Source organism: Collinsella sp. AM20-15AC (genome assembly GCF_003471405.1).
Lineage (GTDB): Bacteria > Actinomycetota > Coriobacteriia > Coriobacteriales > Coriobacteriaceae > Collinsella.
The window spans coordinates 15557-38418 of the sequence record NZ_QRJA01000017.1 but is presented as its reverse complement, the minus strand read 5'-3'; the positions used below and the strand labels follow the sequence as shown (position 1 = coordinate 38418).

The window sequence follows — 22862 nt, the reverse complement described above, 5'->3', positions numbered from 1 at the left end:
AACGGCATGTCCCCGGCGTGCGCCACCGCGCTACTTGCGCAGCGGCTTGGGCAGCGGAATGCCCGCTGCGATGACTGCGGCGATGATCATGCAGACGATACCCTTGAGCGGGAAGCACATAAGCAGCAGGCCCACGACCATGACGGGCTGACGCATAACGGCGCCCATCGTCGAGGCGGTGCAGACGGCGACGCAAAAGACCGGATCGGCGCCGGTAAGGATAGCGAAGCCGTAGCCCAGGCTCACGCCCGAAAAGATGACGGGGAAGAAGTGGCCGCCGCGCCAGCCAAGGTTGATGAGGGCGGGCGTCAGCATGGCCTTGACAAGACCGGTTGCAATAAGCACGCCAGCGGGGATGGTCATATAGGTCTCCATGAGCACATCGGCCTGCGTCTCGCCGGCAAACATGGTGTAGGGCAGGACCGTGCCGCAGATGGCGAGTGCCAGACCGGCCAGCATGGCCTTGACGACAGGGCGCTCCCCTATGACGTGGGCCAATACCTCGCTCGCGTGCTCAGAGACAAAGTACAGCCAGCCGCAGATTGTTCCGATCAGCGACAGAGGAATGAGCCAGGTAAGCTCCAGGTTGCCCACCTCGGCGGCCTCGAACCTGGGCATGCCCATGCCGCCGCCCACAAGCTGGCCAAGCAGCAGGTAGGTACCCAGACCGCCGGCAATCGCAATGCCGTAGACCACGGTCTTTTGCGCCTTGGGCAGCTTGATGGTGATCTCGTCGGATTCGGAGCCCTCGTCGCCGTTGGCGTCCTGGCCGTCGGCGCTGCCGGCGAGCGGCGCCACAAAGCCAAAGACGGGCGCGGTGAAGAGCGCCGTCAGGGCAGCCTGAGTACCCAGCAGCGTGAGCTGCCTAAACTCGGCGCCAAAGCGATGCATGCGGTCGCCGACCCAGCTGCACAGACCTGCGATAACGCCGGTCAGGCCGGCCTCCGGTCCAATGCTTCCGCCAAACAGCAGCGGCAGCAATGCCGCAAGCGAAAGCTTGCCCAAGTTGTCGTACGGGTAGCGGCCGTCGCGCTTTACCTTGGCCATTACCTGATTGAGATCATCGGTCTTGGTGCCCGTAAGCTTTTCGTACAGGCCGATCAGCAGGCCGCCCAGGAGGCAGACGAAAAACGGGTACGGCAGAAAGCCAAACGGGCCGCTTGCGAGCTCGGGCGAAGCGACGCCCAGCATATGCGGGATCTCGGTCCATAGATAGTCGATACCGTGCTCCATCGCAAAAAAGAACAGCCAGACCGCGGCGCCTGCAAACGCACCGGTCACGGCAACGCTCACTAAAAACAACGCACGATTTTTGGGTTTTGCAAGGTTATCCATCGGGGCCTCCCGTGGTCAAAATCGACAAGGATACGTTTTATTGTAAGACGGGCACAGCGCGGACGTGCCGACCATCCACGCCGCGAACGGCGCTATTGGGCGCCGCACGTGCGATAGGCCTACGGCTTAGCTGCCGATAATCGATGCGATCTCGTGCAGGTCCTCGACAAAGTAAATGCCTTGCTGGCGCCTCGGGCTCGAAAGCCCCTTATCAATCATGTGCTCGAGCAGCGCCTTGAGGTCGTTGTAGTAACCGTTCAGGTTGTACAGAATGCACGGCGTGCTCAGATGCCCCAACGATACAGCCGACATGACCTCGGCGATCTCCTCGAGTGTGCCCGTGCCGCCCGGAAAGGCGATAAACGCATCGCCGAGCTCGATCATCTTGGCCTTGCGCTCGGCCATGTCGCTCGTCACGATAAGGTCATCGATACCGTCGTGCTGATACTCCGCCTCGATAAAAAAGCTTGGCTCCACGCCGGTCACGTGTCCACCGGCATCGAGCACGCTATCGGCAAGCGCGCCCATCAGCCCCGACTTGGACCCGCCGTATACCAGCGCGTGGCCGTTGGAGCCAATCCATGTGCCGAGCTGCCGCACCGCAGGCAGAAACGCCGGGTCGTTACCGACGCTGGCACCCAGGTATACCGTAATATTCATATTTTTGTCCCCCTCATCGTGACGCGCGGCGCCCGCCCTAGCGTTGGCGTCGGCGATATTCGCGCACGCGGCGCGACAGGTCGGCGAGCTCATCGCGGTCGAGCTCTTCCAAATGCTCAAGATCATCCATAAAGCGCGCCATGGTGTCCTTTTGGCGCATCTTGATGAGCGTATTGCAGTAGTTCACTGCCACGCCCGTGAGCATGGCGATGTAGAAGATGCTGATGACGCTCAGGACGACGGTGATAGCGCGGGCAACCGGCGTCTCGGCCGGGATATCACCAAAGCCGATCGTCGAGACCGTCTCAAAGCTAAACCACAGGCCATCGCCAAACGTAAGGGTCGTGGGCTCGGACAGCCAGACGGCCGTCGAGCACAGCAGATAGAAGACGAGAAACAGGCCCGTGATGCGCGCAAAGCCAGCCTGGCGCAACACGTCAGCAAGCGTCCTCAACTTATTCATCGCGACCCCTTTTCCAGACGCCCAATCACATTCGCTCGTTATTGTCCCACACCCGGCACTTGGGGACGCTCCTTTTATGCCGGACAGATTGGGACTGTCCCCAACTGCCGGCACATAAGGAACGTCCCTAAGTGCCAACTCCCCAAGTGCCAACTCCGGCAAAGAGTGTCCCCAGCGACTAGTCGTTTAAGAACGTCCCCAATGACTACCCATCTGCCGGGTGTTAGGGTGGCTGAGCTGGTATCCTTATGCGGTATTATCTCGACTCGATGGGATTGCATGTGAAACCTTCCGCCGTCCTTCGCTTAGCTCTATATCGCGCCCTAGCCGTCGCGCTTGCCGCACTCACCGTGCTGAGCGCCGTCATGCCCGCCCCTGCCTTTGCCAACGACTCCGACCAGCAGGTCAAGACGGTCCGCGTCGGTTGGATCGTCGGCAACAACGGCTTCCAGGAAGGCATGCCGGGCGAGCGCCTCTCGGGATGGGGCTACGAGTACCTCCAGACCCTCTCGTATTACACAAAGGGCTGGAAATACGAATATGTTAGCGGCACCTTCACCGAGCTTATGGACATGCTCGAGGCAGGCGAAATCGACCTCATGCCCAACATCTCGTATTCGGCAGAACGCGAGCAGAAGTTGCTTTTTTCCTCAAACCCCGAGGGCACCGAACGCTACTACATCTACGCCAGGCCCGATCATGAAGACCTGTCCCGCGGCGATCCCCAAGCACTCCAAGGCCTCACCATCGGCTGTAACCCTGGCGTTATGCAAACCGCCGTCGGCCAGCAGTGGCTCGCCAACGAAGGCATCACCTGCACCTATAAAGAAATCGACACCGGCGGCGCCCTCTTTGAGGCGCTTGCGGCCGGCGAAGTCGACGCCATCATCATGAACGACACCATTTCGTCGCCCGATGCGTCGCCCATGTTCTACGTAGGCTCGAGTAACTACTATTTTGCCGTCCCCAAAAGCCGTCCCGATCTGATGGACGACATCAATGCCGCCATGACATCAATCTCCCGCGTCAACCCGCGTTATAACGATGAAGTCAAGTCGAGCTACTCGGCCCAAAACAGCGGCTCATCATCGCTCACCGCTGCCGAAACCTCTTGGCTCAAGGCAAACGGCAACACCATCACGCTCGGCTATCTTGTCAACCAGCTTCCCTACTGCACGCAAAATGACGATGGCGAGATGGAGGGATCGCTCACCTCGCTTGCAACGACGCTGCATGACAAGTTTGGCATTACGGTTAAAACCGTCGCATTCTCAAACAACGAGAAGATGGTTGAAGCCCTTTCCGACGGAACCATCGATGCCGCCCTGCCATTCTTTCGCGACTACTGGCTTGCCGAACAGAAGGGGGTCACCCAGTCAAACTCGATGGGAACGATTTCCCTAACCGCTATTCACGTCAGTAACGACCTAGACAGCGACCTAAAGGACATCGCTTGCACAGAGAACGCGATCATCAACCGGTTTGAGCTCGAAAGCCTCTTCCCCGACGCGACGGTAACCGAATATCCGAATAAAGACGAAGCGCTCAATGCTCTCCGTGTGGGAAAGGCACATTGCATCGTTGTCCCCAGCACGCGCCTGGAAACCATCCGCGACACCTACGACATCGAGGATTTCGAAACACAGGAACTCACCAACACCGCAGAACTATCGTGTATGATTTCGCGCGGCAAGCCCGAGCTGTTGGGAATCATTAACAAGGGCATCATCAATGCAGGCGAATCGCTCTTTGCAAGCAGTTATTCCCCCACATCGTACTCGGCGCAAGAATCGGACACGTACCAGTTTATCTACCGCAACCGCACCGCCATTGTGGCTGTCGCCATCGGCATTTTGTCCATCGGCATCGTCATCCTTGTCTGGTCGCTTTACCGCGCACGGAAGGAACGGCAGAAAGCCGTTGCCGCCAACGCCGCCAAAACCGCTTTCCTCACGCGCATGAGCCACGATATTCGCACGCCGCTCAACGGTATCCTGGGGCTTATCGAAATTGAGGAACTGAACGAAGACGACATACAAGCCGCACGCGAAAGTCGCGCCAAGGCACGCGTCGTCGCCAATCACCTGCTATCGCTGATTAACGACATCCTCGAGATGGGCAGAATCGAGGAGCGCAAGGTAGTACTCGAGCACGAATCATTTAACGTTAAAGAACTGTGCGATGATGCACTCGTACTGTGCAAGCTCCGCGCATCGAGCTGCGGCATAACAATGACAGACGTCAGCGAACCTTACGCCCTCGGCCAATACATGTTCGGCAGTCCCACCCATATTCGACAAATCCTCATCAACCTGCTCAACAACAGCATTAAATACAACAAGCGCGGCGGAACCGTCACGTTTATGTCGACTATCAAACCGCTCAACGACGAGCGTGCACTCTTTTGCTTTAGCGTCTCGGATACCGGCATTGGCATGACTCCCGAGTTTTTGAAGCACATTTACGAGCCGTTTGCCCAAGAAGGCGCAGATGCGCGCAGCAAGTTCCAAGGAACCGGTATTGGCATGTCAATCGTCAAATCGTTCCTCGACATGATGGACGGCACGATTGAGATTTCGAGTGAAGTGGGCGTGGGAAGCACGTTCAACGTCCAGATTCCGCTCGATATCGACAAGAACCCTCAGATACAGGGACGTACGAATAAGCAGGAAACCAGTTGCTCGCTTGCCGGCATGAACGTTCTTTTGGCAGAAGATAACGAGCTCAATGCCGAGATTGCCCAGGCCCTGCTCGAAAGCGAAGGCATCGTCGTAACGCGGGCCGCCGACGGCAACGAAGCGGTCGACCTATACGTTGGTCATCCCGCTGGCAGCTTCGATGCGATCCTGATGGACATTATGATGCCGGGCATGGATGGCTACGAGGCAACCCGCGCGATTCGCCTGAGCGAGAAGGCCGATGCAGCCGACATCCCCATCATCGCGCTCACCGCCAACGCCTTTGTCGAGGACGCACAAGCGGCACGTGACGCCGGCATGAACGCCCATCTGCCCAAACCGCTCGACTTTAACAAGCTCAAAAGCATGCTCGCCCGCATCAAGCAAAACGGAACTGTTTCGCTATAGTTTGTGCCCAACTGTCATGCACAGTTAGAAAGGAAGCCGACGATGTTTAGACCCTTACGCCGAAAGAAACGTGCCATCACCGACGAGGAGGCGCGCGAGCTGCTGGCCACCTGTAAGCGCGGCGTCTTTGCCGTTAACGGCGATGATGGCTACCCATACGCCATTCCCGTCAACTACTTCTTTGACCCCAAACACGACAAGATTTATTTCCATGGCGCCAAGGCTGGCCACAAGGTCGATTCGCTCAAGCGTGACGATAAAGTCTGCTTTACCGTGTACGGCAACGAGTGGTACAAGGACGACGACTGGGCTCCCTACGTTATGAGTACCGTTGTCTTTGGTCGTTGTCGTCTGGTAGATGAAGCGCCCGCGTTTATCGAGGACAAAGTCCGTCAGCTCGCGCTTAAGTACTACCCTTCTGCCGAAGAAGTCGAGGAGGAGATCGCCAAAGACATAAAGGGCGTCCAACTCTACGAGATTTCGATTGAACATCTTTGCGGCAAGCAGATTCATGAAAAGTAGCGAATGCGGAAAACGCGCTCGCTACCCTCTGCACCCCATGTGCCCACGCATTTTGACGGCGTGGGCACATGGGGCAGCACTCGAATCGAGCGCCCCCTATACCCCAAAAACGTAGCGGTCCAGGCGCTCACACGCCTCCTTTACCCGCGAAAGCGGCAGTGCCAGATTCACGCGGATGTGACAGGGCCCGTGGAACGGGCGGCCGTCCTGATACCCCACGCCCACGCGCGCCCCCTCGTCGAGCAGCCACTGAATATCGCGGCCATGCTCGAGGCACCACTCGGTGCAGTCCAGAAACACCATGTACGTGCCCTGCGGACGCGAATAGCCCACGCCCTCAAAATGCTCGTCCACGTAATCGCAGAAGTAGTCAATGTTGCCCTGGATGACCTGATTGAGCTCATCGACCCACTCGTAGCCCTGCGGCTGGTAGGCGCCGATAAGCGCGTGCATCGAAAGGACGTTCATCTCGTTGTAGTGGGTCTTGTTGGACACGGCGCACACGCGGTCGTGCAGTGTCTCGTTATAGATGATGTGGTAGCTGCCGACCAGGCCCGCCAGGTTAAACGTCTTGCTCGGCGCATAGAGGGCGACCGTGCGCATGCGGGCATCCTCGCTCACCGACTGCGTCGGGATATGCTTGTGGCCCGGCAGGATGATATCGGACCAAATCTCATCCGAGATCACCACACAATCGTGCTGGCGATAGATGTCCATGGCACGTTCGATCTCGTCGCGCTCCCATACGCGACCGCAGGGATTGTGCGGCGAGCAGAACACCGCAGCATGGATGTGGTTTTGGGCGAGCTTGCGCTCCATGTCCTCAAAGTCCATGCGCCACACGCCCTGATCGTCGAGCTTAAGCGGGCTATGGACAATGCGATAGCCCGCAGCCTCGATGGACTTGGTAAAACCGATGTAGGTGGGGCTGTGGACCAGCACCGCATCGCCCGGCTGGACATACGCGCGCAGGGTCGACACGACGCCGCCCAGCACGCCGTTCTCGTAGCCGATATGCTCCGGGAGCAGGCCCTCGACGCCATTACGGCGGCTCTGCCATTCGATGATGCGGTCGAAGTACTCGGGGCGAGGATCGAAATAGCCAAACATGGGATGCTGGGCGCGCTGAATGATGTGCTCCTGGACCGTGGGCACCGTGGCAAAGTTCATGTCCGCTACCCACATGGGGATGCGGTCGAAGCCCTCGTCGGGCGCGTTCGGAGCCATGCCGGGGATTTCACCCCAGGAGTCAACGGCGATGGCGTCCATGCCGTGGCGGTCGATAAGCGAAGTAAAGTCGTATTTCATGCTGAGCTCCCGTGCAAAGCGGATTGTTTTGGTAGGCGTTATTGTCCACCAGCGTGGGCGATTTTGTCATGAGGGTTTGGCGTTGAATTTGGCGGGCGCCGGCGAATGGCCGGCTAGTCCCGCGCGTCGTTGACGGCGATTACCGTCAACCTGGTTCCATCAACCGTAAAGGATATGTCGAGCCCAGCGTAAGCCAGATGGTAGACGCGGTTTGGCTCGTGTTTGCTACCCGCGCGGCGAGAATCTTGACGAAGGACCTCTATCAAGCCGGGGAGCTTTGCGGGCGGAATCATATCCTGCAGCGCTTGCGGGAACTCGATATCGAGCTCTTGCCACGGAGCATCCTCAATCCAGCCGCCGGTCGCATCTGGATGGCAATCCGCAAACGGAATGTAGGGCTTAATGTCGTAGATGGGCGTGCCGTCGCGCAGATCGGCCCCTAGCACATGGATGATTGGGCCATCGTCGGTAAGCTCGACATGATCGAGTTTGACGCAGGTAAGCCCAATGGGATTAGGGCGAAACGGGCTGCGCGTGGCAAACACGCCCACGCGCTCGGCTCCACCCAGGCGCGGCGGGCGCACGGTTTTCGACCATTTTGCGTTGGTGCCGGACCTGTCCTGTGTTTTAGCGTCGACGGCAATATCTTTAGCCGTGCCGCCGGGCGTGCCGTTTTCGAAGCGCCAGAGCAGCCATAGGTGAGAGAAGGAGTCCAGGCCCTCAACCGCTGCATTGGAGGCAAATTCCGGCTCAAAAACGATGCGTCCCTGCAGATGGGGCGCCAAAAAACTGTTGCGCGGAATGCCGAACTTCTGCGGCAGGTCGGTATGTATGCGTGCAATAGGTTCCATGCCGGTCATTGTACGGCACAGGCGCGCGGGGCGCAGGCTGCGATTCTCTCTCATCGTCATCTGCATGCAACCAACGGTTGCTTGGAAGGACATCGGCTGCCGCGTATGCTTAAGCCAACAAGCACCAGAAAGGAGCCGTCATGGCCTTTGCAGAAAAACTCATCGCCGTCCGCCGCGCCAACAACCTTACCCAAGAGCAGCTCGCCGCCAAGCTCTACGTCACGCGCCAAGCCGTGAGCCGTTGGGAGCGCGGCGAAGTCACCCCGGGCATCGACATGATGAAGCTCATTGCCGCCGTTACCGGAGAGCCGCTGTCGCACCTGCTCGAAATGCCCGAGCACTATTGTCAGAGCTGCGGCATGGTGCTCACGCCCGACGACTGCGGCACCGATGCCGCGGGCGCCACGACCGACCATTACTGCAAGTGGTGCTACGACCGCGGCAAGTACACCTACGACACCACAATGGAAGCAATGATCGAGGATTGTGCCCCGCGCCTGGCACAAAACACCGGCATGTCGCCCGATGAAGCCGTCTCGCTCATGGGCGCCGTGCTGCCGCAACTGGAGCGCTGGCGCTCCGTGCAAGAAAACGAGGAGCGCTACGGTGCCGAGGCGCGAGCGCGCTATGGCGACGAGGCGATCGACGCCGCAAACGAAGCACTGCTGGATATGGATCCCGAGACATGGAACGACATGAAAGAACTTGAACGCGCTATTCTGGGCCAGCTCTCGATTGCCATGGGCGACGGCGATCCAAAGAGTAACGAAGCCCGCAAGCTTGTCGCAATGCACCGCCGATGGATTGGCCTTAACTGGGGACACGAGCCCCAGGACGAAGCATACCTGGGCCTCGCCAATGGTTATCTTGCCGACCAGCGCTTTGTTGACTACTACGACAAGCCCTGCGGCACCGGAGCCACGGCGTTTCTGGTACAGGCAATCGAGTCGTCGTTGACGCGTGCATAGACCGCGGCGGCTTTGGGTATTTCAATCGAAACCTCAACCGATTGGAGGCCCATGGCTACTGATCACGAGCTCGCGCTCTACGTTATGACCGGCTGCCCGTATTGCATAAAGGTCAAGCGTTTCCTGGCCGATAACGGCGTGACCATCCCCGAGCGCAACATCTCGACCGATACCGAAGCCGAGCAGGCACTCATCGCCATCGGCGGAAAACGCCAGGTTCCCTGCCTGTTTATTGACGGCGCACCGCTCTACGAGTCGGGCGACATCATCGCGTGGATACAGAAGAACCTGCTCTAGTACGCAATTGCAGTCGGCTCGCCCCGACGTCCAAGCCCATACGACCCAAACATGTACGCCAGCATCCAAAGTTGACGTTTTTCGACATCTTTGGATGCTGACGTACAGCTTTTCAATCTAGTCATTGGGGACGTTCTTGAATGACTAGTCGTTAAAGAACGTCCCCAACGACTAGTAGCCACAAAAGCGGGCAACAGGCGCAAGCGGCTGCTCGCGAAAGACGCGCTCGACAGCAGCGCGGTATTCATCGACCTTTTTGGTCTTGCGAACGAGCTTGTGAACGGTCGCGGGATCGGCGAAGGCGCATTTGGCGTAGAACCACCACTCCTTCATGCGAAAGACCGCGTTGTCCCCAATCTCGTCCGCATAGGCCGCAAACAGCATGTCGTGGAAGCGCTGCAGCTCAGCGGCCGTGGCAGCAGGGCCGCCCTTAACCATGCGAGCCAGCGCGGGGTTCGCGAGCAAGCCGCGCCCCAACATTACGTGGCGTGTTCCGGGATAGGCCCCCACCAGCGCATCCATGTCCTCAAGATCAAAGATGTCGCCGTTATAGGCCACGGGAAACGGCGCCCGCTCCAACGTCTCGCCGTAAAACTCTTTACGCGGCGAGCCCGTATAACGGTCCTTTTGCACGCGCGGATGCACGATCAGCTCTGCCAGCGGCATGCGGCAATAGAGGTCGAGCACGCGTTCGTACTCGTCATCGCTTTCCAACCCCAGCCTGGTCTTGACCGACACCGGCAAGGGTGAGCGTTCGCACACGTCGCTCAAGAACACCTCGAGCTCATCCAGGTTGCGCAGAAAGCCCGAACCCTTGCCTTTGGCAACAACCGTACCCGAGGGGCAGCCAAGGTTGAGATTGACCTCGCGGTACCCCATCTCGGCGAGCACCTGCGCCGCCCACACAAACTCGTCCGCATTCTTGGACATCAGCTGAGGTACTACGTTAAGCCCCTGGTTATTGGCAGGATCGACCTCTTTAAACGCCTTGCCACCAAAGCGGTTGCCCACCCGCGGCGGCGGCAAAAACGGCGTGTAATAACAATCGAGTGCGCCAAAGCACTCCGCATGCACGCGACGGAACACATGCCCGGTAATCCCCTCCATAGGGGCCAGCGATAAATTCATCAACATCCACTCTCAAATCAATGTGACAAAGGGACAGTCCCTTTGTCACATCCCATTCAAGCGGTTCAGGAACTCTTCGCAGGCGCGAGAACGCAGGCGATATTTTTTCCACACCAGATACGATGCAATGGTGAAGGGGCAAAAGGGCAGTCCCTTTGCCCCAAGCGCCGGCTACCGGACGCAAGCTAGTTGCCGTTCGCGAACGCCGCCCATATTTCGAGGTCTAATACTTTTCCCGAGAAGTGAACGGCTGTATTTGGACCCCCGAAGCATTGACATTTTTAGGCGTCAAAACCGCAGGATTTGACTGGCAAAACCGCAGGAAATTGCACGCCAAAAGTGTCGATGCTTCGGGAGTCCGTTTTCACTCGTTCACTTCTCGGGAAAAGTATTAGACCTCGATTCCGCAGTCCCCGATGTGACAAAGGAACAGTCCATTTGTCACATTCAGAATTGACCCCCCCCCCGCAATAGCTCATCGATGGCGGGATTCTCTATACTGGGTCACATATGACGGTATCGCGCCAAAGGAGAACGCCGTGACCACGTCGCAGATATCCCTGCTCGCGCTCATCTTGGTTGGGGGCATCGGCATCCTGCTTATCGGAGTGAGCGCGCTCATGAAGGCCGCCGCCCGCAAGAAAGCCAAGGCCTGTACCGCCGTGACCATGGGGACGGTCATCGACCATCGCTTTATGGGTGAAGGCAGAATGAATCCCGTTTTGGAATACACCGTCGACGGCACGCAATACCGCGCGAAAAAACAATTCCGTGGCATAAAGACCAAAAGCTTGTCGGGACTCCCCATCCGCACGCAAGCCACCGCCTACGAAGACGCCAAGGGCTGGCTGCACGTGCAGACAGGCCCCATCGCCCGCCTAGGCACCCTCGCGGAGCAGCTTTGGCCCCTCGGTAGCCAAATGACCGTGTACTACAACCCCAGCAACCCAGACAAAAGCTATGTCGAACGCCCCATCGTGGGCAACTTTGCCACACTGATGTTTAACATCGCAGGCTTCTTGCTCATCGCGATGAGCATCTTGCTCTATGTTCTTATCCAGCGCTAGCTCAAACTGATGCGCCCCGCGCCCCATGCGCCGCAACGACCGTTACGACACCAAGGATCAGCCATGGCAACACTTTCCGAACAAGAACGTAAGCGCATCCAGCGATACTGCATCTGTCCCAAGGTTGCCGGCGCGGCGCTTGCCATGGCATTCGTGCTGCCCTTATTGATTATTCCTTTCGAAATGATCGACGACATCGTCTTCCATCACGAAGGCTTCCAAGAGACGGGCATGATGACCGCCTTGGTGCTCACCGCCATCGAGCTCGTCATATTCTGCTACCGTGCCCTCGCGCCGCGTTTTGGCATGCGCGGCAAGCAGTGGAAGGAAATGCAGAACCGGCTCGCCATCGAGCAGAGCGAGAAAGACCGCTCGGCACAAATCGCAGGCGTTGTTGGCACGCAGGCCGCCGCACGCCTGCTCAAGAACAGCGACAACGAGACCGCACGCAACCTGGGCGGCGCGGCAGAAGTCGCCGCTGCCGTAGGCGCCGTCGCCACCGCGGCAGACGTGCTTGCCGAAAGCTTCGCCAACGCAAGGGCCATGGCAGAGGCCTGTGGCGTGCCTGTCCCCCGTGCAAAGAAGTGGGTCGTCGCGCTTGTGGCGCTGCCCCTCGCGATCGTGTGCGGCGCCTATATCCCGCAGCTGGCGCAGGGAAACATCGAGATGCAGGAGAACGCCGCGGCCGCGGCCGAGCAGATCGCCATCGCACGCAAGGCATTAGAGCCCTCATGCGAGTACGTGTCCGCCGATGACCCCTACGAGCGATATCAAGATTACGGCTATCACGTCCGCGGCTATCTGCACGACGGCGACTCCGATGCCCAGAAGACCTATACGTACCTGGATTTTGACAACAAGGGAACGCTCACGGAAGTGAGCTACGCGGCAGAGATCGACCCCGACGCGAGCCTTGAGGACAACCTCGCCCGCATCGAGCTCGACTTGGACGAACTTTCCTCTGTCGTCCAAACCGTAGACGTCAAGACCGTGAGTCCCGAGCTCCTAGCACCGCAAAAGCTCCCCGAAGAGTTTAGGCAGGCTTTTTTGAACGGTTCGCTCTACGAGAGAATCTCCATCAGGACGAGTGACAACCCCATCAAAACGTACTATTCGTTTGACACGGATCCCGAGGATGAATTTGACGAGTACACCCATCCAAGCATCCGTATCACATTGATGGGCAAAACGAGCTAGCCACCCAATGTGACAAAGGGACTGTCCCTTTGTCACATTATTCGGAGCGTAGGGCTTCCACAGGGTCTTTCTTGGATGCGCTGCGAGCCGGCAGCAGGCCGGCAACGACCGTCAGCAGCACCGAAATTACAATGAGCATCAGCGCGTCTTGAACGGGCAGGCTCATCAGGTTGGGCACCTGCTTGGCCGCAAGCGCCCAGGCATTAACCGGAAAGCTCACGGCCACCACGACGACAATGGCAAAGACGCCGGCAATGAGGCCTTCGATAAAGGTCTCGGCATTAAATACGTTGGCCACGTTGCGCTTTGACGCGCCGATCGCGCGCAGGATGCCAATCTCCTTTTTGCGCTCCAGCACGCTGATGTAGGTGATGATGCCGATCATGATGGAGCTCACCACCAAACTGATACTCACGAATGCGATGAGCACCAAGCTGATAGTATTCACGATGTCGGTCACCGAGCCCATGATGATGCCCATGTAGTCGGTATACGAGATTGCCTGCTCATCGTGGCCAGCAGCTTTGACCTGCTTGTTGTACGCATCGATGTAATCGAGCACGCGCTCCTTGGCCTCAAAGTCGCGCGGGAAAATCTTGACCGAAATGGGGTCCGCCTCGTCCGCATAGCCCAACGTGGTCAGATTGTTGTCGTAGGTGAGCTTCGACGCCTTGGCATAGCTCATCATGAGCGAGCTCAGATCCTCGGCGTCCATGTTGAAGTGGATGGCACGAGCAAAGGCGCCCGCATCCACGCGCATGGCGCTCGCCAGGTTGGCAAAACTCGAAGACATCTGCGTCGCCATTTGGTCCATGAACCCTGCCGCACCCGCCTTGAGCTGGGTTGATACCGTCGTCGCAATCTGCTCGCTGACCGCCTTCATCACCTGATCCATAGACTGCTGCAAATACGGAGCCAGCTGCTTTTGCACATAGTCGCCCATCACCTGCTGCAGACGCTCGGCCAAGGCATCGCCGCCCAACGCCTTGAGCTGAGCCAGGCATTGCTGGGCTGCGGCATCATTCTCAAGATACGCCGAGAATGCGGCAGCAAGCTTTGACGCGTCCTTAAGATCTTCGGGCGACAGCGCCTTAAACTGATCAGACTGCAGAAAGCCCTCAAACAGCTGGTTGGCAAGCGTTCCTACCTGCTGCATCTGCTCGGGCGTGAGTTCCAGACCGTCAAAGATGCCCGAGAAATCTGGGGCCGGCGCTTTGGCCATGATGTCGCTGAAGTCGATGTCCTTCCCAACGCCCGAAAGGTCAAGGTCCAGCCCGGACAAGTCGATACCAGAAAGGTCTATACCGCCGGCCGCACCCGAGAGCGCCGACGAATCGAGAGAGAACGCACTCTTCAGCGCCGCTTCGTCCACACCGAACATGCTGCCCAAATCCACGCCCTGTTTGGCCTCGCCTTGCAGTTCATCGAAAGACTTGCCCGTAAAGACATCCGTCTCGGGGTGGGCAAGCTGCTCCTGCACGATTTGCGAATCGGCAGCACGCTCCATAAGCTGGCGAGTCAGCGCATGCGTATAGGCAATGCCCGGGGACAATGCGCTCGCGTTTGCCGCCTCGTTGGGTCGCACCACGCCCACAATGCGCACGTCAATACCGTCGGCAACCTTGGCTTTCATAAAGTCGGCGTCGCCAGACATGTCAGTCCACATGCCGGTCTCTTCGTTTTTGCGATAGGCATCGGCCGGCGACAACACCTTAAACGTCGTGGACAGTGCATCGTCGTAGGTAAAGTCGCTGCCGGTCTTGGGCGTCTTGACCTTGCCGTCGGCCGTCATGGCACTGTTAACCAGGTCGTTGAGCTCATCGATATCCAGCGCGCCGATACTGTAGAGCGTGTAGTCGCCCACTGTTCCGCGGCTCGAAAGCACCATCACGGCCTCGTTGGCGGACGTAGGCCAATGGCCGGCAACGACATCGTACTGGCTGTCGAGCAGGCTCTGGTCGTCAATCATCTCGTTAAAGACCGAGGTTCCCATGGAATCCATGCTCACCGTTGCCGCCGAACTTGCGCCGCCGCTCATGGCCTCGGTCATAGCGTTGGGAACAAGGCGAACGGGCTTCTCGTCGCCCTTATTCGAACGATAGACGACCGGCGTCACGCCGTAACCATACTGAATAGCGTTGACCTCTTTGTCGATACCGTCGCCGCCGTCGTCAAGCCATGCCTTAAAGCTCGTCATATCGTTAGATTTAACACTTGCGAACATGTCCTTTACGGCCGTGACCACGGGAATCGTATCGGTTCCCTTAGCCTTGCCGCCGGTGGCGCCGTCGGACGCGTCCTTGTCCTCGGACGCCTCCTCATCCGTGGCCCCCTGTCCGCCCATCATAGACGACAGGTCGTAATCTTGTTTGGAAATCGTAAGCGGGTAGCTTGAGAGCGTGTCCTCCTCGACCTTTTTGATGTAGCCGTTTACGCCGTTGGAGAGCGCCAGAATCGCCGCGATGCCAATAATGCCAATCGAACCTGCAAAGGCCGTCATGGCCGTGCGGCCCTTCTTGGTCATGAGATTTCGGGCAGAAAGCCCCAGCGCCGTCACAAAGCTCATCGAGGTTTTGCGCGTGGGCTTGGCCTCGCGACGCGCGGCCTCGGCAGCATCAAAGGGATCTGAATCGTCGGTGACCTTGCCGTCCGCCAGGTTGACAATGCGCGTGGCGTACCTGTATGCCAACTCGGGATTGTGCGTGACCATGATGACCAGACGGTCGCGCGCAACGTCCTTGAGCAAATCCATGACCTGGACGGACGTCGTTGAGTCCAAGGCGCCGGTCGGCTCGTCAGCCAGCACAATCTCGGGGTCATTGATCAGGGCGCGGGCAATGGCCACGCGCTGCATCTGCCCGCCCGAAAGCTGGCTCGGGCGCTTGTCAACGTGCTCGCCCAGACCGACTGCCTCGAGCGCCTTGCGCGCACGTTGGCGGCGCTCGGCATGCCCCACGCCCGTGAGCGTAAGCGCCAACTCCACGTTTTCCAAAATGCTCTGGTGCGGAATGAGGTTATAGCTCTGGAACACAAAGCCGATGCGATTGTTACGATAGGCGTCCCAATCGCGGTCGCTGAAGTCCTTGGTCGAGATGCCATCGATCAGCAGATCGCCAGAATCGAAATGGTCGAGTCCACCAATGACGTTGAGCATCGTAGTTTTACCCGAACCCGAGGGACCCAGGATGGCTACAAACTCGTTATCGCGAAAAGACAGGCTTACGCTGTCGAGCGCTACCTGCGTAAACGACTGCGTAACGTACCTTTTGCAAATATCTCTGAGATCCAGCATGGACGGCAACCTCTCTCGCGCGGGCGCGCTCGCCCGCTCCCCCGCCGTTCGCATTCGACGCGTTTGTCCTACTCTATCCTCATTTTTGGCCGGTACCAGTGAGGAATGTAACGAACCGCGCCAAAAAACGAACGGGATGGCACGCCGCGTGGCGCACCATCCCGCATATAACATCCCCGATGCGACAAAGAGGCTGTCACTTTGTCACAGCTTTGTCACATTCGGACTTACTGTTCGCTCTTCGCGAGTGCCTGATCGATCAGTTTGTTGAGCGCCTCGCGCTGCTCAGCGGAGTTGATGCCGCCCATGATCGGCTCTCCCACAATGTTACCGTTCTGGTCGATCACGTAGGTGGTCGGGAACGAGTACAGGTTGGAGGTGAACTTTCCGGCCTCGCTGTCCGACTTAAACCAGATGTTCTTATACGTCACGCCCTTCTTGGAAAGCACGTCCTTAGCATCGGCCACCTCGTCTTTGTTGCCATCGAGCGTAAAGGAATTAACGCCCACGACCTGGCCGTCCTTCTCGGCAAGCTCCTTGTTGAGCTTCTCCAGATCGCCCAGCTCTCCCACGCACGGCTTGCAGGTGGTAAACCAGAAGTTCATGACGGTGACCTTGTTCTTGGAGAACAGCTCGTCGCTGTTTACATCGTTGCCGTCCAAGTCCTTGCCCTTAAAGCTGGGGAACTTCGTCTCCCCGCTCTCGCCGTTGGCCATGCCTGCGGTCGAGGCATCAACACTCTCCCCCTCGCCGGGCGTGCTGCCGCATCCGGGGAACTCCTTCTCCAGCGCCATGAGCTTGTCCTCGATCTCCTTGACCTGCTGTGCGCCGGCCTTAAGCGTCTTGAGCTCGTCAGCCGCAAACTGATCCTTGGCGCCCTCGATGGTATCGAGCAAGAAGTCACCGTAGTTCTTGCCGTCCTCAATCATGGGAGTGTCTTTGTTGGCCGCAAGGAACACCTTTTCCCATAGGGCGTTATCGCTCGCAAAGATCTCGTTTTCCTTTTGCAGCAGCTGCTGGTACAGCTCGGCCGCCTCCTCGGCACTCGACGGCTTTTGCGCTATGAGCTCGGCAATCTGCGCATCGCCGCTCGTGGCATCCTTCGCGTCGCCCTTGGGGGCAGAGCACGCCGCGAGAGTCAGCGCCAGCACGGGCAGCATCAACAGAGCCGCAATTTTTGACAGTTTCATGGTTCCTCCGTTTATATCGAAACTTATATAGGTACCTATTTGTTTTCGCAGGCTTGCGTGGACTGCGCGGGTTTGTCGCCCGTCACACCCAGCCCATAGCGAAAGCTAATAGCATCGACGGGGCACGCGCCCACGCATTTGCCGCAACGAATGCACTCGGCATGGTCGGGCGTACGCGTAACGTCCACGTCCATCTGGCACACCTTGGCGCACTTGCCGCACGAGACGCATTTACAATGATCGACCTGAATCCCCAGCAACGACACCTTGTTCATGAGTGCATAAAATGCGCCGAGGGGGCAAATCCATTTACAGAAGGGGCGGTAGAACAGCACGCTCAGCACCGCAACCGCAATGAGGATCGCGAGCTTCCAGGTAAAGAGCTTTCCCAGCGCAGAGCGGATTCCCATGTTCATGATGGACAGCGGAATCGCGCCCTCGAGCACGCCCTGCGGGCAGATGTACTTGCAAAAGAACGGGTCGCCCATACCCACATCGTTGACCACCAAGACGGGCAGCAGCACCACGGCAAACAGCAGCACGGCATACTTGATGTACGTGAGCGGCTTGAGCTTTTTCGTGGAGAGCTTCTTGCTGGGAATCTTATGCAAAAGCTCTTGCAGCCATCCAAACGGGCACAAAAAGCCGCATACAAAACGTCCCAGCAGCACGCCGATCAGAATGAGTGTTCCGGTGACGTAATACGAAAAGCTAAACTTAGACGAGCCCACCACCGACTGAAACGACCCGATGGGGCACGCACCCGAGGCCGCCGGACACGAGTAGCAGTTGAGCCCCGGCACGCAGACGGCTTTGCCCGCCCCCTGGTAGATGCCTCCCTTGGCAAAATTAGGCAGGTGAATGTTGGTCGCAAGCGTTGCCGCCGCCTGAATCAATCCGCGAAATCTCGCCAAAAGATGCGATACGGTATTTTTTCTTTTAACCAATTCCGATACACTCCAAGCACAGCCTGATTGCCTTGGCCAGCACGGCATCTGCCTCGCCGCGCATAATGCCAAAGCCAACCATGGCTACCCCAACGATCAGCAAAGCCACCTGCGCCACAGGCTTAATCGCTTTGAACAATCTGACCACTCCTTTCGTTTCGCGACCCATTGGACCATACCGACTATAAAATCCGTGTTAAGCGCGAATGACTATGCAAGGAGAACGTTATGCGCATCTTGGTCGTCGAGGACGAGCGGGCGCTGTGCGATGCAATCGCACGCAGCCTGCGCAACTTGGCCTATAGCGTCGACTGCTGCTACGACGGGCAGCAGGCCCTCGATCTGCTCGATATCGAGACCTTCGATCTTGTCGTGCTCGACCTTAATCTCCCCCACGTCGACGGCATGACCGTACTGAGGCAACTCAGGACAACTGATTGTGAGACCAAGGTGCTTGTGCTCTCGGCACGTGGCGAGGTCTCCGACAAGGTAGCGGGGCTCGATGCGGGCGCCAACGACTACCTCACCAAGCCGTTCCATCTTGACGAGCTGGCGGCACGCATACGCAGTCTCACGCTCAGGCGCTTTACGCAAAACGACGTTGTTCTAACCTGTGGATTGTTGAGCTTTGACACCAAGGCGCGCCTCGCCTCCGTGGGCGGCGAGACCCTATCCCTCACGCGCAAGGAGACCGGCATCTTGGAATACCTGATGCTTAACCAGGGGCGGCCGGTGAGCCAGGAAGAGCTTATCGAGCATGTATGGGACAGCAGCGTCAACAGCTTTAGCAACGCGACCCGCGTGCACATCTCGTCGCTGCGCAAAAAGCTGCGCGGCGCGTTGGGGCACGACCCCATCCGCAACCGAATCGGCGAAGGCTACGTTATGGAGGATGGCAAATGAAGCGGTTGTCGCTGCAGTGGCGCATCACGTTGATGACGGCACTGCTGATATGTTCGACCTGCGTACTTATGAATTGCCTGGTTGGCTACTCCGGCATGCGCTACATGGACTCGATTGGTGCAGAAGCGTCGGCGCACAGCAAGGTGGAGGCGGCCTCGCCCAGCTCATTTGACCCGACAAACAAAGAGCTCGACGACGCGCTGACCATCGTCGTGAACGACGCCCAAGAATCGTTTGGCGCGACGAGCTGGTATATAACTGCGGCGGTGACGCTGCTCGGCGGCGTGCTGGCCTACTTTGTAAGCGGACATGCGCTGCGGCCGTTGCGCTTCTTTGCGACGCAAGTCGAGAGCGTGCGGCCCGACAACCTCGCCGACACAAAAATCAGCGAGGACGTGCCCTCTGAACTCAGGCGCTGCAGCGCGTCGTTTAACGACATGATTGCCCGCCTTGACGAGGGATTTTCCGCACAAAGACAGTTTACGGGCAATGCGGCGCACGAGCTGCGCACGCCACTTGCGCTCATGCAAGCTCAGGTTGAGCTGTTTTGCGCCGAGCACCCCGACGCCGATGCAGATACAGCGCGTCTGCTCGGGCTGCTGCAAGAGCAGACCGAGCGAATGACGCACGTGACAAAGACCCTGCTCGAGATGAGCGAGTTGCGCAGCGTCCCCTGCAACGATGCGATTGACCTGGCGCCGATGATCGAAGAAGTGCTCACGGACCTGGCACCCCTTGCCGAGCAAAAAGACATCACGCTTACAAGTGAGGGCGACGCGCAAACGATCGGCAGCGACACGCTGATCTATCGGTTGCTGTTCAACTTGACCGAAAACGCCATACGCTATAGCGCGCCCAACTCGACCGTGCAAATCAACGCCTGCGCCGAAGGCGACCGCGTGCTGCTACGCGTGCGCGACCAGGGGCCGGGCATTCCCGAGCAATACCAGACGAGCATCTTTCAGCCCTTCTATCGCGTCGACAAATCGCGCAGCAGGGCATACGGCGGCGTGGGGCTGGGGCTTGCGCTGGTCTGGGAGATCGCCGCACTTCACGGCGGCTCCATCGAGGTCGAAAAGAGCTCGGAGCGCGGAACGACCATGCTCGTGACTCTTCCCACTCGCGCACTCGGCTCATTAAAATAACGAACGGGATGGCACGCCGCGTGGCGTACCATCCCGCACATAATATCGAGGATGTGACAAAGGGACTGTCCCTTTGTCACATCTGCTAGTTCTCGTCGCCTACCAGCTGAGTTAGCTTACTCCCACTCGACCGTGCCGACGGGCTTCGGCGTGAGGTCGTAGCACACTCGGCAGATGCCGGGAACCTCGGCGGTGACGCGAGCGGTAATACGCTTGAGCAGCGCCCAGTCGAGCTCGGGCACCTCGGCGGTCATGACGTCAACGGTGTTGATGCAGCGGATGATGCAGGGCCAGTCGTAGGCGCGCTTACCCTCGCGCACGCCGGTGGCGCGGAAGTCGGGCACGACGGCAAAATACTGCCAGATGGTCAGACCTGCCTTGTCGATCTCCTCGCGCACGATGGCGTCGGCTTCGCGCAGCGCCTCAAGACGGTCGCGGGTGATGGCGCCAAGGCAGCGGACGCCCAGGCCAGGACCGGGGAACGGCTGACGCTCAACCATGTTCTCGGGCAGGCCGAGCTCGCGGCCCACGACGCGCACCTCGTCCTTGTACAGCAGCTTGACGGGCTCGCAGAGCTCAAACTGCAGGTCATCGGGCAGGCCGCCCACGTTGTGGTGAGCCTTCACGCCATCCTGGGACTCCAGGATGTCGGGATAGATGGTGCCCTGGGCGAGGAAGCTAACCTCGTCGCCAACCTTGCGGGCCTCCTCCTCGAACACGCGAATGAACTCGGCGCCGATAATCTTACGCTTGGCCTCGGGCTCCTCGACGTCCACGAGCTTATCCAGGAAGCGATCAGTCGCGTCAACATAGACCAGGTTGGCGTCCATCTGGTTCTTGAAGACGTCGACGACCTGCTCGCTCTCGCCCTTGCGCATCAGGCCGTGGTTCACGTGCACGCAGATGAGTTGCTTGCCGATGGCCTTGATGAGCAAGGCCGCGACAACCGAGCTGTCAACGCCGCCCGAAAGGGCCAGCAGGACCTTCTTGTCGCCGATCTGCTCGCGGATTGCAGCGACCTGCTCTTCGATGAACGCCTGGGCAAGTTCGGGAGTGGTGATACGCACCATGTCGTCGGGACGCTTGTTGGGATCCATGCAGAGCTCCTTTTCGGTTCGATGGGAATGCGTTACACGTATGCAAACGCACCGTCACATGACCTCATTATATGCAGAACGAGATGCGTTTCCCATCGCTGCGACAGAGCTTTTTACAGGGGTGGTATTTTTTCCTAATGTCGAGGTCAGCTAGGCTTCGGTAGCCACCTTGGGAGCATCGCCAATAGACTCTTCCTTTATACGTTCGGCACAATCGTAGGCGATACCCACAAATTCAAGTCCCGAGCAACAGGAGTACAATTGCTGCTATTGTTGCCAGCTGTTGGGAGATGGAAGATGGACTGCGATGGCTACCCATGCGTTCCCATGCCGTTGATGTGCACTGCCTTTGTGCCGGGGCAGATGGACGCTGCGGTTGCAGGCATTTCCGACCCCGATTCGCGCGCCATTGCCACGGCAGAAGCGCTGTACTTTCGCGGACAGGCCACCCTTGCTGCCAAGACGGCGCGCCCCTATCTTGACGCCACCGATCCCGCACTGCGCTATTCCGCATGCTTTATCTGCGGATACGCCAGTCTGTCGCTCAACCGTATCGCCGACGCCCGCCGGTGCCTTGCGGGCATCCTCGATACGCCAACTGACGAGGAATCGCCCGCCGTCCACGCCACGCATATCCTGTTCGCCTCGGCCGCGAGCGTCCTGCTGCACTTGCCTTCCCCGTATTCTGCCGAAGAGTTTTATCCGCTTGCGGCGCATCTGCCCGAAGGCCTGCGCTTGTTCGCCAGCTACGTGATGGCGCATGCCCTGTACCTGCGCGGCGAATATGGCCGCAGTCTGGGCATGGCGGAAAACGCCCTAATTATGAAACAGGGAAGCTATCCCATCTCGGAACTGTTCCTGCACCTGGCAGCTTCCATGGCATACATGAGTCTCAAAGACGTCGACGCCGCAAAAGCGCATTTTGGCGCCGCTTGGGACATTGCGCGCCCCGACGGCCTCATCGAGCTCATCGGCGAGCACCACGGCCTTTTACAGGGGCTCATCGAGGCGTGCCTAAAAACGCAATACCCTGACGATTTCGCGCGCATCATCGAGATCACGTACCGCTTCAGCTACGGCTGGCGGCGCATCCACAACCCCGATTCGGGCGAGGACGTGGCCGACGATCTAACGACCACGGAATTCACCATGGCCATGCTCGCCTGTCGTGGGTGGACCAACGCCGAAATCGCACGCCATATGGGAGTATCGCCGGGCACCGTCAAAAACCGCCTATCCGGCGTATACGCAAAGCTTGGCATCGGCACACGCGCCGAGCTGGTCGCGCATATGTTGCGTTAGCGACCGGGCTGCCAAGCGCATCGAACGCGTTCCGGAACCCGGCGCTTCGCTCGATCAATTTGGACATTTTGGCCATCGAACGGCACTACCGCCACGAAGCGTCT

Annotated in this window: 20 protein-coding genes; 9 read left to right on the top strand and 11 right to left on the bottom strand. The window is 58.6% G+C overall.

What is annotated here, in order from left to right; all coding sequences use genetic code 11:
* Positions 1-30: 30 nt before the first annotated feature.
* The 3 genes from DW233_RS06845 to DW233_RS06835 all read right to left on the bottom strand — a co-directional run bounded on the left by DW233_RS06845 (position 31) and on the right by DW233_RS06835 (position 2458).
* Complete coding sequence (locus DW233_RS06845; RefSeq protein WP_118267412.1) at positions 31-1335, bottom strand: chloride channel protein; 1305 nt, start codon at positions 1333-1335, stop codon at positions 31-33.
* A 126-nt stretch (positions 1336-1461) separates the two neighbouring features.
* Entirely contained in the window at positions 1462-1995 is a 534-nt protein-coding gene (locus DW233_RS06840; protein ID WP_118267410.1) for a TIGR00730 family Rossman fold protein, read from the bottom strand.
* 37 nt (positions 1996-2032) lie between these two features.
* Positions 2033-2458, bottom strand: a complete 426-nt coding sequence (locus tag DW233_RS06835; RefSeq protein WP_055252221.1) for a potassium channel family protein — start codon at positions 2456-2458, stop codon at positions 2033-2035.
* Positions 2459-2739: 281 nt separating this feature from the next.
* On the opposite strand from DW233_RS06835, the gene DW233_RS06830 reads away from it, so the two are divergent.
* Both DW233_RS06830 and DW233_RS06825 read left to right on the top strand, forming a co-directional pair.
* Positions 2740-5544: a transporter substrate-binding domain-containing protein gene (locus DW233_RS06830; protein ID WP_158567821.1), complete on the top strand. Its 2805-nt coding sequence runs from the start codon at positions 2740-2742 to the stop codon at positions 5542-5544.
* Positions 5545-5586: 42 nt separating this feature from the next.
* Positions 5587-6066: a pyridoxamine 5'-phosphate oxidase family protein gene (locus DW233_RS06825; RefSeq protein WP_118267407.1), complete on the top strand. Its 480-nt coding sequence runs from the start codon at positions 5587-5589 to the stop codon at positions 6064-6066.
* A 96-nt stretch (positions 6067-6162) separates the two neighbouring features.
* Here the strand turns inward: DW233_RS06825 and DW233_RS06820 are convergent, their stop codons facing one another.
* Together DW233_RS06820 and DW233_RS06815 are read right to left on the bottom strand one after the other, a co-directional pair.
* Positions 6163-7374: a MalY/PatB family protein gene (locus tag DW233_RS06820; RefSeq protein ID WP_118267406.1), complete on the bottom strand. Its 1212-nt coding sequence runs from the start codon at positions 7372-7374 to the stop codon at positions 6163-6165.
* A gap of 113 nt (positions 7375-7487) precedes the next feature.
* Positions 7488-8225, bottom strand: coding sequence for a tRNA (N6-threonylcarbamoyladenosine(37)-N6)-methyltransferase TrmO (locus DW233_RS06815; RefSeq protein ID WP_233547961.1), 738 nt, complete (start codon positions 8223-8225; stop codon positions 7488-7490).
* Between the two features lie 140 nt (positions 8226-8365).
* Here DW233_RS06815 and DW233_RS06810 point away from each other — a divergent pair, with 140 nt between their 5' ends.
* Positions 8366-9193, top strand: coding sequence for a TipAS antibiotic-recognition domain-containing protein (locus DW233_RS06810; protein ID WP_118267403.1), 828 nt, complete (start codon positions 8366-8368; stop codon positions 9191-9193).
* 51 nt (positions 9194-9244) lie between these two features.
* Positions 9245-9490, top strand: coding sequence for a glutaredoxin (locus DW233_RS06805; protein ID WP_118267401.1), 246 nt, complete (start codon positions 9245-9247; stop codon positions 9488-9490).
* A gap of 171 nt (positions 9491-9661) precedes the next feature.
* Here the strand turns inward: DW233_RS06805 and DW233_RS06800 are convergent, their stop codons facing one another.
* Positions 9662-10618 carry a tRNA-dihydrouridine synthase gene (locus DW233_RS06800; RefSeq protein WP_117773961.1) on the bottom strand — a complete coding sequence of 319 codons (957 nt, stop codon included), beginning with the start codon at positions 10616-10618 and terminating at the stop codon, positions 9662-9664.
* Positions 10619-11157: 539 nt separating this feature from the next.
* Between DW233_RS06800 and DW233_RS06790 the strand changes: the two genes are divergently transcribed.
* Positions 11158-11685, top strand: a complete 528-nt coding sequence (locus tag DW233_RS06790) for a DUF3592 domain-containing protein (protein WP_117583287.1) — start codon at positions 11158-11160, stop codon at positions 11683-11685.
* Between the two features lie 63 nt (positions 11686-11748).
* On the top strand, positions 11749-12882 hold the full coding sequence (locus DW233_RS06785) for a hypothetical protein (protein WP_118267399.1): 1134 nt from the start codon (positions 11749-11751) through the stop codon (positions 12880-12882).
* A 37-nt stretch (positions 12883-12919) separates the two neighbouring features.
* On the opposite strand, the gene DW233_RS06780 is transcribed toward DW233_RS06785, so the two are convergent.
* The 4 genes from DW233_RS06780 to DW233_RS06765 form a co-directional block, all read right to left on the bottom strand.
* The gene (locus tag DW233_RS06780; RefSeq protein WP_118267397.1) at positions 12920-16174 is read right to left on the bottom strand and encodes an ABC transporter ATP-binding protein/permease; all 3255 of its coding nucleotides are present in this window, start codon (positions 16172-16174) and stop codon (positions 12920-12922) included.
* A gap of 227 nt (positions 16175-16401) precedes the next feature.
* Positions 16402-17364, bottom strand: coding sequence for a redoxin domain-containing protein (locus tag DW233_RS06775; protein WP_118267395.1), 963 nt, complete (start codon positions 17362-17364; stop codon positions 16402-16404).
* Positions 17365-17399: 35 nt separating this feature from the next.
* Positions 17400-18359 carry a 4Fe-4S binding protein gene (locus DW233_RS06770; protein WP_118267393.1) on the bottom strand — a complete coding sequence of 320 codons (960 nt, stop codon included), beginning with the start codon at positions 18357-18359 and terminating at the stop codon, positions 17400-17402.
* Complete coding sequence (locus DW233_RS06765; protein ID WP_197032826.1) at positions 18304-18450, bottom strand: CD1871A family CXXC motif-containing protein; 147 nt, start codon at positions 18448-18450, stop codon at positions 18304-18306. The genes DW233_RS06770 and DW233_RS06765 overlap by 56 nt, the downstream gene beginning before the upstream one ends.
* Positions 18451-18539: 89 nt before the next feature.
* Here DW233_RS06765 and DW233_RS06760 point away from each other — a divergent pair, with 89 nt between their 5' ends.
* Both DW233_RS06760 and DW233_RS06755 read left to right on the top strand, forming a co-directional pair.
* A complete protein-coding gene (locus DW233_RS06760) occupies positions 18540-19214 on the top strand; it encodes a response regulator transcription factor (RefSeq protein WP_118267391.1) in 675 nt (224 codons plus the stop codon).
* Positions 19211-20359, top strand: coding sequence for a HAMP domain-containing sensor histidine kinase (locus DW233_RS06755; RefSeq protein ID WP_118267389.1), 1149 nt, complete (start codon positions 19211-19213; stop codon positions 20357-20359). The genes DW233_RS06760 and DW233_RS06755 overlap by 4 nt, the downstream gene beginning before the upstream one ends.
* Positions 20360-20475: 116 nt before the next feature.
* On the opposite strand, the gene guaA is transcribed toward DW233_RS06755, so the two are convergent.
* Positions 20476-21456 (bottom strand): glutamine-hydrolyzing GMP synthase, encoded by a 981-nt coding sequence (gene guaA, locus DW233_RS06750; RefSeq protein WP_082435590.1) that lies wholly within the window; start codon positions 21454-21456, stop codon positions 20476-20478.
* 297 nt (positions 21457-21753) lie between these two features.
* Here guaA and DW233_RS10350 point away from each other — a divergent pair, with 297 nt between their 5' ends.
* Positions 21754-22758 (top strand): helix-turn-helix transcriptional regulator, encoded by a 1005-nt coding sequence (locus tag DW233_RS10350; protein WP_055252404.1) that lies wholly within the window; start codon positions 21754-21756, stop codon positions 22756-22758.
* Positions 22759-22862 lie beyond the last annotated feature (104 nt).

What these genes read in the sequence shown, in the direction of transcription:
- guaA (WP_082435590.1), bottom strand. Translation starts at nt 21,456, where the DNA reads ATGGATCCCAACAAGCGTCCCGACGACATGGTGCGTATCACCACTCCC.
- DW233_RS06755 (WP_118267389.1), top strand. Translation starts at nt 19,211, where the DNA reads ATGAAGCGGTTGTCGCTGCAGTGGCGCATCACGTTGATGACGGCACTG.
- DW233_RS06770 (WP_118267393.1), bottom strand. Translation starts at nt 18,359, where the DNA reads ATGCCGTGCTGGCCAAGGCAATCAGGCTGTGCTTGGAGTGTATCGGAA.
- DW233_RS06820 (WP_118267406.1), bottom strand. Translation starts at nt 7,374, where the DNA reads ATGAAATACGACTTTACTTCGCTTATCGACCGCCACGGCATGGACGCC.
- DW233_RS06835 (WP_055252221.1), bottom strand. Translation starts at nt 2,458, where the DNA reads ATGAATAAGTTGAGGACGCTTGCTGACGTGTTGCGCCAGGCTGGCTTT.
- DW233_RS06780 (WP_118267397.1), bottom strand. Translation starts at nt 16,174, where the DNA reads ATGCTGGATCTCAGAGATATTTGCAAAAGGTACGTTACGCAGTCGTTT.
- DW233_RS06785 (WP_118267399.1), top strand. Translation starts at nt 11,749, where the DNA reads ATGGCAACACTTTCCGAACAAGAACGTAAGCGCATCCAGCGATACTGC.
- DW233_RS06805 (WP_118267401.1), top strand. Translation starts at nt 9,245, where the DNA reads ATGGCTACTGATCACGAGCTCGCGCTCTACGTTATGACCGGCTGCCCG.
- DW233_RS06825 (WP_118267407.1), top strand. Translation starts at nt 5,587, where the DNA reads ATGTTTAGACCCTTACGCCGAAAGAAACGTGCCATCACCGACGAGGAG.
- DW233_RS10350 (WP_055252404.1), top strand. Translation starts at nt 21,754, where the DNA reads ATGGACTGCGATGGCTACCCATGCGTTCCCATGCCGTTGATGTGCACT.
- DW233_RS06810 (WP_118267403.1), top strand. Translation starts at nt 8,366, where the DNA reads ATGGCCTTTGCAGAAAAACTCATCGCCGTCCGCCGCGCCAACAACCTT.
- DW233_RS06840 (WP_118267410.1), bottom strand. Translation starts at nt 1,995, where the DNA reads ATGAATATTACGGTATACCTGGGTGCCAGCGTCGGTAACGACCCGGCG.
- DW233_RS06760 (WP_118267391.1), top strand. Translation starts at nt 18,540, where the DNA reads ATGCGCATCTTGGTCGTCGAGGACGAGCGGGCGCTGTGCGATGCAATC.
- DW233_RS06775 (WP_118267395.1), bottom strand. Translation starts at nt 17,364, where the DNA reads ATGAAACTGTCAAAAATTGCGGCTCTGTTGATGCTGCCCGTGCTGGCG.
- DW233_RS06845 (WP_118267412.1), bottom strand. Translation starts at nt 1,335, where the DNA reads ATGGATAACCTTGCAAAACCCAAAAATCGTGCGTTGTTTTTAGTGAGC.
- DW233_RS06800 (WP_117773961.1), bottom strand. Translation starts at nt 10,618, where the DNA reads ATGAATTTATCGCTGGCCCCTATGGAGGGGATTACCGGGCATGTGTTC.
- DW233_RS06815 (WP_233547961.1), bottom strand. Translation starts at nt 8,225, where the DNA reads ATGGAACCTATTGCACGCATACATACCGACCTGCCGCAGAAGTTCGGC.